Source organism: Streptomyces sp. NBC_00539 (assembly GCF_036346105.1).
Taxonomy (GTDB): domain Bacteria; phylum Actinomycetota; class Actinomycetes; order Streptomycetales; family Streptomycetaceae; genus Streptomyces.
Genome location: NZ_CP107811.1, coordinates 2,733,423 through 2,745,121, shown reverse-complemented (window position 1 = coordinate 2,745,121; position 11,699 = coordinate 2,733,423). Strand labels below are relative to the sequence as shown.

Genomic DNA, 11,699 nt, shown 5'->3' with positions numbered 1-11,699 from the left:
GCCGCGCACCCGCACCTCGACGGCTACGCCCCGACGGCCGCCGTCAGTGCTGGTACGCGGCGATCGAGATGCCGACGTAGTGCGCGACGAACGCGGCGAGGGTCAGCGAGTGGAACACCTCGTGGAAGCCGAAGAAGCGGGGCGAGGGGTTGGGGCGCTTCATCCCGTAGATGACGCCCCCGACGCTGTAGAGCAGGCCGCCGGCGATCACGAGGACGAGGACCGTGATGCCGCCGGTCCGCAGGAAGTCGGGCAGGAAGAAGACCGCTGCCCACCCCATCGCTATGTAGCAGGGCGTGTAGAGCCAGCGCGGTGCGCCGACCCAGAAGACGCGGAAGGCGATCCCGGCCGCCGCGGCGATCCAGACCGCCCACAGGAGCGTCCGTCCGGTGGAGGCGGGGAGGAGGAGCACCGTCAGCGGGGTATAGGTGCCTGCGATGATCAGGAAAATGTTGGCGTGATCGAGCCGCCGCAGCACGGCCTCGCCCCGCGGCCCCCAGGTGCCGCGGTGGTAGACGGCGCTCACGCCGAAGAGCAGGCAGGCCGTCAGTACGTAGACACCGCAGGCCACTCGGGCCCTGGTGGAGTCGGTGAAGGCCATCAGCGCGAGTCCGGCGACCACCACGGCGGGGAACATTCCTGTGTGCAACCAGCCGCGCATGAGCGGCTTGAGTTCCGTTGGGACCACCGGAGCCCGGGGGGCTGTTTCGGCCACGGCGGCGGCATCAGAAGTCATACCGCACATGCTACCTACGGGTCCGTAGGTTTCCGCTAATGCTCTTTACGGAAGATTGACGCGAGTGGCGATGCTCACGTGAGAAGCCCTCTGGACATATGCGCATACGCACCGGATGATCAGATGAGTGCGGTCGGCACCGGATGAGCGGAGCGCGAAGCGTCCGGGTCGCAGCCCCCACGGGGCATACACCAAACAAACCCCTCAACAAGGAGCAATCGTGGCGCGCGACAACGCGGCTCCCACCACTTCCCTCCCGACGAACCACACGGAGCTCATTTCCTGGGTCGACGAGATCGCGGCCCTCACCGAGCCGGACCAGGTCGTCTGGTGCGACGGCTCCGAGGCCGAGTACGAGCGCCTGTGCGAGGAGCTCGTCTCCAAGGGCACGTTCAAGAAGCTCGACCCGGCCAAGCGCCCGAACTCGTACTACGCCGCCTCCGACCCGTCCGACGTCGCGCGCGTCGAGGACCGGACCTTCATCTGCTCCGAGAAGGAGGAGGACGCGGGCCCGACCAACCACTGGAAGGCCCCTTCCGAGATGAAGGAGCTGTTCGCGGGGGAGAAGGGGATCTTCCGCGGTTCCATGAAGGGCCGCACGATGTACGTCGTGCCGTTCTGCATGGGCCCCCTCGGCTCCGAGCTCTCCGCGATCGGCGTCGAGATCACCGACTCCGCCTACGTCGCCGTCGCCATGCGCACCATGACCCGCATGGGCAAGGCCGTCCTCGACGAGCTCGGCACCGACGGGTTCTTCGTCAAGGCCGTGCACACCCTCGGCGCTCCGCTCGCCGAGGGCGAGGCCGACGTGCCGTGGCCGTGCAACACCACCAAGTACATCTCGCACTTCCCCGAGACCCGCGAGATCTGGTCCTACGGCTCCGGCTACGGCGGCAACGCCCTGCTCGGCAAGAAGTGCTACGCGCTGCGCATCGCCTCCGTCATGGCCCGCGACGAGGGCTGGCTCGCCGAGCACATGCTGATCCTCAAGCTCACCCCGCCGCAGGGTGAGGCGAAGTACGTCGCCGCCGCGTTCCCCTCCGCCTGTGGCAAGACCAACCTCGCCATGCTGGAGCCCACGATCCCCGGCTGGACGGTCGAGACCATCGGCGACGACATCGCCTGGATGCGGTTCGGTGAGGACGGCCGCCTCTACGCGATCAACCCCGAGGCCGGCTTCTTCGGCGTCGCGCCCGGCACCGGCGAGCACACCAACGCCAACGCCATGAAGACGATGTACGCGAACACCGTCTTCACCAACGTCGCGCTCACCCCGGACGGCTCCGACGTCTGGTGGGAGGGCATGACCGAGGAGCCCCCGGCCGAGCTCATCGACTGGAAGGGCAACCCCTGGACCCCGGCGTCCGAGACCCCGGCCGCCCACCCCAACGCCCGTTTCGCCGTCCCGGCCTCGCAGTGCCCGACGATCGCCCCCGAGTGGGAGGACCCCAAGGGCGTCCCGATCTCCGCGATCCTCTTCGGCGGTCGCCGCGCCTCCGCCGTGCCGCTGGTGACCGAGTCCTTCGACTGGAACCACGGCGTCTTCATCGGCTCGAACATCGCCTCCGAGAAGACCGCCGCCGCCGAGGGCAAGGTCGGTGAGCTGCGCCGCGACCCGTTCGCCATGCTGCCGTTCTGCGGCTACAACATGGGCGACTACATGGGCCACTGGATCAAGGTCGGCGCCTCCGCGGACCCGGCGAAGCTCCCGAAGATCTACTACGTGAACTGGTTCCGCAAGAACGACGCGGGCAAGTTCGTGTGGCCGGGCTTCGGCGAGAACAGCCGCGTCCTCAAGTGGGTCGTCGAGCGCCTCGACGGCAAGGCCGACGGCGTCGAGACCCCCATCGGCATCCTGCCGACCGTGGACTCCCTCGACACCGAGGGCCTCGACCTGCCGGCCGAGGACCTGGAGTTCCTGCTGACGGTCGACAAGGAGGTCTGGCGCGACGAGGCCGCCCTGGTCCCCGAGCACCTGAACACCTACGGCGACCACACGCCGAAGGAGCTGTGGGACCAGTACCACGCGCTGGTCGAGCGCCTGGGCTGATGCCCCTGCCCCCGGTGATCCCCTGAACTCCCGGGGGAGCACCGCCTGATCAGGGCCCGCCCCGGTCCTCCAGGTACCTCGTATGCGTCTGCCGACGGCGGGCCTCCGTTTCCCGGAGGCCCGCCGTCGCGCGTTCCGACTCGTCGAGCGGGGCGGACGGACCCACTTCGAAATGCTGTGTGGGCCCGTGGGTGCTGGTGGGGCGGGCGGGCTCCGGGGAGGATCGGGCCATGGGCGTGAGCGCGTTGAAGTGGCAGGGCTGGCTGGTCGGCCTGGTGGTGCTGGCCGGGCTCCTGGTGTTCGCCCCGCTGGGGCTGTACGTGTGGGCGAGCGGCGGCGACGGGGCCCGTGCGGCTGTGGCGCCGCCGGACGTCCGGATCACCGAGTGCCGCGTCGACCCGCCGAGCCGGCGGGTGGTGGCGGTGGTCGAGGGCCGGGGTGAGGGCTCGTACGTGGTCACGGTCGAGTTCCGCGACGGTCCGCCGCCCGCCGCCGACGCCCGCACCGCCCGTGCCCTCGCCGCCCTCCCGGGCCTCACCCCCGACACCCCCTCCCGCACGGAAGCCATCGGCCCGGTCTGGCCCCCCTCGACCCGGCCGTGGTGCGGGGTGGCGGGGGTCGGGCCGGGGTGAGGGGCGGGCTCTGTGAGCCGGGTTCCGGCGGGCCCGTCGCAAGGCCGCTCCGGGCGCACCTGATCGCCGAACGGTGCTCGGATCCGCGTGGTGGAATTGCTATCGTCACGGAGGTCGATCGCTCAGGGGGAAACGTGCAGGATCCGTCGCAACATCCGTCGCAACATCCGGCGCCGCCGCCGTACTTGCCGTCGGCCGCGTCGGTACCGGTGTCCACGGGCCGCTCCCACGCGAAGCTGTGGGCGGCCGGGGCCGCCGTGGTCAGTGCCATCGCGGGTGTGGCGAGCGCCATCGCCGCCTTCTCCAACGGCTCGCCCCCGCCCACGCCTTCGGCGGTACCGCCCGCTTCGTCGGTGACCGTGGCGGGCCAGCCCCCGGCCGGTGGCACCGCCCCGTCGGCCGCCCCGTCTGCCGCCGGGTCGGCGGCCGGTTCGGTCCGGTGGACCGGCAAGGTGGTCCTCGGGCTGGAAGGCATCGACCTCAACTCGATCCCGCCGCACAGCGGCACGTCCGGCTTCGGCATCCGCCCGGCGGCCGGGCGCAGCGGCGAAACCTCGATGGAGGTCAAGGGCACCGTCGCACTGTGGACGAACGCCGAGGCCCCCACCGCCCAGGGCTGCAGGGACCTGCTGGCGACCCAGTCGCGCTCCGCGGTGACGGTCGCCGAGGGCGACAGCGTGTGCCTGGTCAACGAGAAGTCGCCGATCGGTGTCCTGAAGGTCACCGGGACCCGCTACGACGAGGGCTCGTACGGCCTGATCGAAGGCGAACTCACCACCTGGAACCTGCGCCCTTCCCGCTGATCAGCCGGACGCCGGTGGCGTCGGCCGCTGTTGCGGGAAGGCGTGCATGGCGCCCGGTCCGGAGCCTTGGCGGCCCCGGACCGGGGCCGTCAGTGGGCGCCGGCCCGGTCCTGGGACTCCAGGGCGGCGGCGTGGGCGTCCATGCGCTCGGCGGCGAGGATCGCGACGGTGGTGTCGGCCCGGGACGCGGCGACGAGCAGCGCCCGGCCGGCGAGGTCGTGGGCCCGCCGGTGCAGGTCCGCGGTGTCCGACGGCTTCCCGTGGGCCGCCCGCGCGGGGCGGGCCCCGCGCAGCCGCGTGACCTGGTCGGCGATGCGGGCGGCGGCGTCGCCGAGCCCGAGCTCGTCGGTGACGGCCAGCAGCGCCGCGAGGTGCCCGGCGAGCTGGATGTCCAGGGCTTCGCCGCGGCTGCGGTGCGGGTAGTCGGTGCGGCCGCCGGCCATGCGGTGGACGACCGACTTGGTGCGGATCGGCTCGTACATGAGGAGGCCTCCTGCGGGGTCAGGAGACCATCCTACATTGGATCCGTTCTAAAGTTGTGCTCGATCTGGCGAGACTCGAGTCTCCGGCGAGTCAGGAGCAGGGCCGCGCGGGGGTCAGAGCTGCCCGTACCCGTCCAGGAAGTTGCCGATCCGGGTGACCGCGTCCGCCAGGTCCTTGGCGTTCGGCAGCGTGACGATCCGGAAGTGGTCGGGTTCCGGCCAGTTGAAGCCCGTACCGTGCACGACCATGATCTTCTCGGCCCGCAGCAGGTCGAGGACCATCTGCCGGTCGTCCTTGATCTTGTAGACCGCCGGGTCCAGCTTCGGGAACAGGTACAGCGCGCCCTTGGGCTTCACGCAGCTGATGCCGGGGATCTGCGTCAGCAGGTCGTAGGCCGTGTCGCGCTGCTCGCGCAGCCGTCCGCCGGGCAGTACGAGGTCGTTGATCGACTGCCGGCCGCCGAGGGCGGTGGCGACGGCGTGCTGGGAGGGCATGTTGGCGCACAGCCGCATGTTCGCCAGGATCGTCAGACCCTCGATGTACGACGAGGCGTGCTTCTTGGGGCCGCAGACCGCCATCCAGCCGGCCCGGTAGCCGGCGACGCGGTAGTTCTTGGAGAGCCCGTTGAAGGTGAGGGTCAGCACGTCCGGCGCGATCGCGGCGGTGTTGGTGTGGGTGGCCCCGTCGAACAGGATCCGGTCGTAGATCTCGTCCGAGCAGACGACCAGGTCGTGGCGGCGCGCGATGTCGGTGAGGCCGCGCAGCATCTCGTCGTCGTAGACGGCGCCGGTCGGGTTGTTCGGGTTGATGATCACGAGGGCGCGGGTGCGGTCGGTGATCTTGCGCTCGATGTCCGCGAGGTCCGGCATCCAGTCGGACTGCTCGTCGCACCGGTAGTGCACGGCCGTGCCGCCCGCGAGGCTGACCGAGGCCGTCCACAGCGGGTAGTCCGGCGCCGGGACCAGCACCTCGTCCCCGTCGTCCAGCAGTGCCTGCATCGACATCTGGATCAGCTCGGAGACGCCGTTGCCGAGGTAGACGTCCTCGACGTCCAGCTCGATGCCCTTGGTCTGGTAGTGCTGCATGACCGCGCGGCGCGCGGAGAGCAGCCCCTTCGCGTCCCCGTATCCGTGGGCGGTGCCCAGGTTGCGGAGCATGTCCTCGAGGATCTCCGGCGGGCACTCGAAGCCGAAGGCCGCGGGGTTGCCGGTGTTCAGCTTGAGGATGCGATGACCTGCCGCTTCGAGCCGCATCGCCTCTTCGAGGACGGGGCCGCGGATCTCGTAGCAGACATTGGCGAGTTTCGTTGACTGGATCACCTGCATGACGGGAGCTTACGGGCCCCGCGCCGCACGCGCCGCTTCATTCCGGCACCGGATGCACGGTCGCTTTGCCCCGTTTCGCGGGATGCGGAGGCCAGGCCGCGCACCCTCCTTGGAAACCGTGGCCCACCCCCCGCTCCACCCTGCGGAACGCCCGGCGCCGAACCCGATTTCCCGCCCAGGTGTTGCGCGGATCACCCCGCGAGCCGGTCCAGGAGCACGAGCGGGACCTCGCGGGGCGCCGCGGCCGCCTGGTGGTCCTCGTACGCGGGCCACAGCGCGGTCAGCGCCTCCCAGTACGTCTCCCGCTCCACCGCGTCCGCGGTGCGGGCCACCGCCTGGAAGGAGAGGGCGCCGACCTGGAGCCGCACCTCGGGGTGGGCGGTGAGGTGCGCGTACCACTGCGGGGCAGGCGAGCCCGGGGCCGGGCCCGCGGCCACGACGAGGTGGCGGGCGCCGTCACGGGCGTAGAGCAGCGGGGTGCGCACGGTACGGTGCCGCTCGCGGTCGACCGTGGTGAGCAGCAGGGTCGGGACCCCGTGCCAGAGATGGCCGTCGAGGCCCCCCGAACCGACGTAGGCCCGTACGTGGTCCAGGGCGCGGCCCGCCCGTGGGTCGACGGGGTGGTCCCAGTCGATGCTGGCGGTCTGCGACAGGGTGGCGGTCTGCAACACGGCGTCCTCCGGCTTCGGCCCCCCGGGGTCCCCCTGCGGCCTAACGACGCCGGGCGCCACCTGGTTTCGCGCGGTGCGCCGCACAAGAGCGCCGCCCCGGGTCCGGCCGGCGGGCGCGGACCGGGAGCGGCGTCGTGGACCTGCCCCGTAGCTACGGCAGGTAGCGTTCGATGACCGACGGCCCCTCGCGCTCGATCATCTTCCGGGCCTTCTCGACCCGCTCCGGAGTCAGGTCGGCGCCCGTCGCCATGACGAGGTCCTCGGGGTCGTAGGGCCGCTCGCCGCCGGTCCACAGCTTGGACGGGCGGTCCGCGTTCTGGGGCTGCTGGTCCGATTCACGTTCCATCGCGTACCTCCTCGGGGGGTCCCCGTTTCCCATCATCCTCCGGCGCGCACGCCATGAACGCACGTCGACCGACAAATCATTAGGAAAGGGTACAGAACCGCCCTCAGTGCACCACCAGCGTCAGCACCACACCCAGCGCGAGCAGCGACCCGCACACGGCCAGGTTGACCCCCTTGTGCTCCATGAACACCGCCGCGAACTCGCGGATCGTCGCGCTCGGCCAGAAGTACGCGGCCGTCGGCGAACCCAGCACCTGTCCGTTGACCCCGGCCTTGCGGGCCATCATCGCCGCCCGGAAGGCGTGGAAGTTGTTGGTCACCACCACGCACCTGTACCCCGGGGTGGTCCCGGCCATGATGGCCGCGCTGAGGGACAGGTTCTCCTCCGTCGTGCGGGAGCGGTCCTCCAGGCGCACGTGCTCCTCGGGGACGCCCTCCGCGATCAGCCAGTCCGCCATGGCGCGCGCCTCGGCGACCTTCTCGTCCGAGCCCTTGCCGCCCGACGGCAGCAGCACCGGCGTCCGGCCGCCCCGGGCGCGCTGGGCCTCGTAGATCTGCTTGCCCTTGCGCAGCCGGGAGGCCAGCAGGGGCGGCACCTGGTCGCCGCACACCAGGCCGGAGCCCAGCATGACCACGTAGTCGACGTCGCCGCGCACCTTGATCCGGCCGTAGAGGTAGGCGTACGCGAGGAAGCAGAGGAAGAGGAACGAGACGTAGGCGGCGGTCATGACCACCATCGCGGTCATCCCGGCCAGCTTCCCCGAGCCGCTCAGCACGGTGACCAGGGCCAGCCCGAGCACCCCGAAGATCCCGAGGCCGGCCAGCAGCGACAGCAGGTTGCCGAGGCTCCGGCCCTCCTTGCGCACCATCGTCACGCCGTTGGCGACGAGGAAGCAGGCGAGCGCCACCACCCCGAGCGCCGGCAGCAGGAACACGGCGGCCACCAGGGGCGCCGCGAGGGCCTGCGGCAGCTGCGAGATCCGCGAGAGCAGCCCCAGCGCCAGGCTGATGAAGGTGAGCCCCAGCAGGACGGCGTTGCGAAAGCGCCGCCGGTCCTCGCGCACGCTCAGACAGAGGAAGACGAACAGCGCTGCGGCCGGGGCAAAAGCGATCATGCCGGTCATCGTAGGCGCCGCCCGTGAACGGCCCCAGGGCGAGGGGCCATCAGCCCCGCGGCGGCGTCCTGCGGACCGCTCGCCCGGCCAGCACGTCCGTCCTGCGGCCGTCGCGCATCACGAAGCGGCCGTCGATCAGGACGTGCGGGATACCCGTCGGCAGCGCCCGCGGGTTCTCGTACGTCGACCCCGCGGCCACCGTGTCCCCGTCGAAGAGCACCAGGTCGGCGCGGTAGCCGGGGCGGACCTGCCCCCGGTCGGGCAGGCGCAGCCGGGCCGCCGGGCGCCCCGCGAGGTGCGCCACGCACTCCTCCAGCGACAGCACGCCCAGTTCGCGCACGTAGCGGCCGAGGTAGTGCGGGAACGTGCCGTACGCCCTCGGGTGGGGCTTGGCGCCCTGGAGGATGCCGTCGGAACCGCCGGTGTGCGCGGGGTGGCGCATGATCGCCCGGACGTTCTCCTCGTGGCCCACGTGCTGCAGGACGGTGGGCCGCAGCCGGTCCCCGAGGAGCAGCCGCCGCGCCTGCTCCCAGTCGCGCAGGCGGGTGCCGACGTGCGCGCCGAAGGCGGGGTCCACGACCCCGGACACCTCGACCGCCGCCCAGTCCACCGGTACCCCGTGGCAGCCGTCGGAGCCGGTGACCTCCAGCGCGTGCCGGATCCGCCCGGCCTCGGCGTCGTCCCGGAGCCGGGCGAGCACGGCTTCGGGGCCGCCCGCGCCCGCCCAGCTCGGCAGCAGGGCGACGAGGGTGGTGCAGCCGGGGGTGTACGGGTAGCTGTCGAGGGTGAGGTCGGCGCCCTCGGCCAGCGCCCGGTCGAGGAGGGCGAGGAGTTCCCCCGCCCGGCCCCGGTTCTCCGCGAAGTTCATGGTGGCGTGCGCGAGGTGCAGGGCGCAGCCCGCTCCGCGGGCCAGGGCGATCATCTCGGCGTAGGCCGCCAGGGCGCCGCGCCCGTACGAGCGGTGGTGCGGGCAGTAGTAACCGCCGTACCGGGCCACCACCCGGCACAGCTCGGTCAGTTCGGCGCCGTCGGCGTACATGCCGGGCGTGTAGGTGAGCCCGGAGGACATGCCGACGGCGCCCTCGGCAAGGCCCTCGGCGACGAGCGTGCGCATCCGGTCGAGCTCGGCGGGGGTGGCGGGGCGGTCGTCCCAGCCGACCGCGTACGCGCGCACGGTGCCCTGCGGCACGAGGTAGGCGGCGTTGACGGCGATGCCGGTGGAGTCGAGCCGGTCCAGGTACCCGCCGACGGTGCGCCAGCCGAAGTCGGCGTCGTCCCCGGGACCGTTCCAGCCCGCGATCGCCGCCCGGACCCCGGCCAGGGTGCGGTCGTCGGCGGGCGCGTAGGACATGCCGTCCTGGCCGAGGACCTCCAGGGTCACGCCCTGGGCGGCCTTCGCGCTGTGGTCCGGATCGCGCAGCAGGGCCAGGTCGCTGTGGGCGTGCATGTCCACGAAGCCGGGGGCCAGCACCAGGCCGTGCGCGTCGAGGGTGCGCCGGCCGCCCGCCCGGATCCGGCCGACCGCCTCGATCCGGCCCTCGTGGACGGCGACGTCCGCGGTGTACGAGGGGCCGCCCGTGCCGTCCACGACACGGGCCCCCCGGACCACCAGGTCCACGCCGGGCCCCGGGCCTAGAAGAAGGTGCGGACGTAGTCGGTGACGGTGCCGTCCGCCTCCACCAAGGGGATCAGCGGCCACTTCTCGAAGATGGTGCAGGGGTGGGACATGCCCAGCGCCACCCAGTCGCCCACCTGGAGGTCGTCGGCCGAGTCGGTCTCCAGCCAGGCGTGCTGGTCGGAGAGTTTGACCACCCGGATCCCGGTGGCGGGCCGCTCGGTGCCGTCGAGCGGGTCCCGCACCAGCTCCGCCCCGGGCAGCCCGAGGTCGTAGGCGATGTCCCGCTTGCCGGCGTTGACGAAGGCCTGGGTGGGGGAGGGGCGCGAGACGACCTGCGTCCACAGCCGGAACGCGGGGCGCAGCCCGCCCTCGTCGGGGTGACGGTTGAAGGGCGTTAGGCGGGTGTACCAGCCGTGGTCGTGGGAGACGTACGCGCCCGAGCGCAGGAGCCGCAGCGTCGGCCGCGACAGCTGCGGCAGCTCCGCGAACACGTCGGCGACGGCGTCGAACCAGGCCGAGCCGCCCGCGCTGACGACGATCTCCTCCGTGTCCCCCGAGAAGCGGCCCGCCTTGTCGAACTCGACGGCGAGACCGGTGAGCCGGCGCAGGTAGGCGTGCACGGAGTCCGGATCGGCCCCGGGCACCTCCGCCTCGTACCCGGCGACGCCGACCAGGCGCAGGGTGTCGCTCTGTGCGACGGCGTCGGCGACGGCGCGGCAGTCGTCCTCGGTGCGGGCGCCCGTGCGGGCACCCTCCCCGGCGCCGAGTTCCACGACGACGTCGACGGTGGCGCCCCGGCCCGCGAGGGCCCGGTCCATCAGGCGGACGCCGCGCACGGAGTCGACGTAGCAGACGAAGCGGAACGAGGGGTCGGCGGCGAGTTCCGCGGCGACCCAGTGCAGGGCGGCGGCGTCGACGAGCTCGTTGGCGAGGAAGATCCGCTGGATGCCGAACGCGCGGTAGACGCGGGCCTGGTGCGGGACGGCGGCCGTGATGCCCCAGGCGCCGTGCTCCAGCTGGCGCCGGAACAGCTGCGGGGCCATGCAGGTCTTGCCGTGCGGGGCGAAGGACAGCCCGTGGCGCTGGGCGTACGTCTCCAGTGCGGCCAGGTTGTGGGCGAGCGCGTCCGCGTCGAGGGTGAGGACGGGTGTGGTGAAGCCGCCCGTGAACAGGTCGCGGCGCTCGGCCGCGAGCCGGCCCACGGTCAGGGCGGAGCGCTCCGCGTCCGGGGGGAGGCCCTTGAAGCGGTGGTCCACCGGTTCGTCGGCGAGCCGTCGGACTGCGTCGCTGCCCATGCGGAATCCTCTCGCGTCGCGCTGGGCGCGACGTTCGTTGCAGGTGGTGCCTGTTGCTGTCTAACATCCCCGTTGACGACGGGGCAACGGGGGCCGGTTCCCGACGCCGCCAGCGGCGGCGAGCCGTACGGGACCGTACGAGCCCTACAGGAAGGCACCCCATGACCGAGAAGACCGCCGTCACGCCCGAGACCCACAACGCCCCGCCCGCGAGGTTCTCGCACGGCGTGCGCAAGGGGAACATCCTCCAGGTCGCGGGCCAGGTCGGCTACCTGCCGCATGTGGAGGGGCAGCCGGCCGCCCTCGCGGGCCCGTCGCTGCGCGAGCAGACGCTGCGGACGCTGGAGAACGTCCGCTCCGTGCTGGAGGCGGGCGGCGCGAGCTGGGAGGACGCGGTGATGATCCGCGTGTACCTCACCGACACCGGGCACTTCGCCGAGATGAACGAGATCTACGACGCGTACTTCGAGGAGCAGGGCATCAAGCAGGCCCCGGCCGCCCGGACCACGGTCTACGTGGGTCTGCCCGCCGGGATGCTGGTCGAGATCGACGCGCTGGCGGTCCTCGGTTAGCTCCCGCGCGAAGGGCGCCCCCCTGGCGGTGGGGCGCCCCGGCCCGGCCGGTCA

General features: G+C 72.2%; 12 protein-coding genes. 4 read left to right on the top strand and 8 right to left on the bottom strand.

Translation table 11 applies throughout. The features are described 5' to 3' along the window. Nucleotides 1-43 precede the first annotated feature (43 nt). Nucleotides 44-736: a PAQR family membrane homeostasis protein TrhA gene (trhA, locus tag OG861_RS11965; protein ID WP_329197821.1), complete on the bottom strand. Its 693-nt coding sequence runs from the start codon at nt 734-736 to the stop codon at nt 44-46. Between the two features lie 220 nt (nt 737-956). Between trhA and OG861_RS11960 the strand changes: the two genes are divergently transcribed. The 3 genes from OG861_RS11960 to OG861_RS11950 all read left to right on the top strand — a co-directional run bounded on the left by OG861_RS11960 (nt 957) and on the right by OG861_RS11950 (nt 4,221). Continuing rightward, the gene (locus OG861_RS11960; RefSeq protein WP_329197823.1) at nt 957-2,786 is read left to right on the top strand and encodes a phosphoenolpyruvate carboxykinase (GTP); all 1,830 of its coding nucleotides are present in this window, start codon (nt 957-959) and stop codon (nt 2,784-2,786) included. 236 nt (nt 2,787-3,022) lie between these two features. Further along, the gene (locus OG861_RS11955; RefSeq protein WP_329197824.1) at nt 3,023-3,418 is read left to right on the top strand and encodes a hypothetical protein; all 396 of its coding nucleotides are present in this window, start codon (nt 3,023-3,025) and stop codon (nt 3,416-3,418) included. Between the two features lie 209 nt (nt 3,419-3,627). Then, nucleotides 3,628-4,221: a hypothetical protein gene (locus tag OG861_RS11950; protein WP_329197825.1), complete on the top strand. Its 594-nt coding sequence runs from the start codon at nt 3,628-3,630 to the stop codon at nt 4,219-4,221. A gap of 89 nt (nt 4,222-4,310) precedes the next feature. Here OG861_RS11950 and OG861_RS11945 read toward each other — a convergent pair whose 3' ends face one another. The 7 genes from OG861_RS11945 to OG861_RS11915 all read right to left on the bottom strand — a co-directional run bounded on the left by OG861_RS11945 (nt 4,311) and on the right by OG861_RS11915 (nt 11,073). Continuing rightward, nucleotides 4,311-4,703: an SCO4983 family protein gene (locus OG861_RS11945; protein ID WP_329197827.1), complete on the bottom strand. Its 393-nt coding sequence runs from the start codon at nt 4,701-4,703 to the stop codon at nt 4,311-4,313. A 114-nt stretch (nt 4,704-4,817) separates the two neighbouring features. Next, nucleotides 4,818-6,029 (bottom strand): pyridoxal phosphate-dependent aminotransferase, encoded by a 1,212-nt coding sequence (locus tag OG861_RS11940; RefSeq protein WP_329197829.1) that lies wholly within the window; start codon nt 6,027-6,029, stop codon nt 4,818-4,820. A gap of 191 nt (nt 6,030-6,220) precedes the next feature. Beyond that, entirely contained in the window at nt 6,221-6,700 is a 480-nt protein-coding gene (locus OG861_RS11935) for a nitroreductase/quinone reductase family protein (protein ID WP_329197831.1), read from the bottom strand. Between the two features lie 151 nt (nt 6,701-6,851). Continuing rightward, nucleotides 6,852-7,046, bottom strand: coding sequence for a hypothetical protein (locus tag OG861_RS11930; RefSeq protein ID WP_329197833.1), 195 nt, complete (start codon nt 7,044-7,046; stop codon nt 6,852-6,854). Between the two features lie 103 nt (nt 7,047-7,149). After that, a complete protein-coding gene (locus tag OG861_RS11925) occupies nt 7,150-8,160 on the bottom strand; it encodes a YdcF family protein (protein ID WP_329197835.1) in 1,011 nt (336 codons plus the stop codon). 49 nt (nt 8,161-8,209) lie between these two features. After that, complete coding sequence (locus tag OG861_RS11920) at nt 8,210-9,778, bottom strand: N-acyl-D-amino-acid deacylase family protein (protein WP_329197837.1); 1,569 nt, start codon at nt 9,776-9,778, stop codon at nt 8,210-8,212. Nucleotides 9,779-9,792: 14 nt separating this feature from the next. Beyond that, nucleotides 9,793-11,073: an amino acid deaminase gene (locus OG861_RS11915; protein WP_329197840.1), complete on the bottom strand. Its 1,281-nt coding sequence runs from the start codon at nt 11,071-11,073 to the stop codon at nt 9,793-9,795. 161 nt (nt 11,074-11,234) lie between these two features. Between OG861_RS11915 and OG861_RS11910 the strand changes: the two genes are divergently transcribed. Continuing rightward, nucleotides 11,235-11,645: a RidA family protein gene (locus OG861_RS11910; protein WP_329197842.1), complete on the top strand. Its 411-nt coding sequence runs from the start codon at nt 11,235-11,237 to the stop codon at nt 11,643-11,645. Nucleotides 11,646-11,699: the final 54 nt, after the last annotated feature.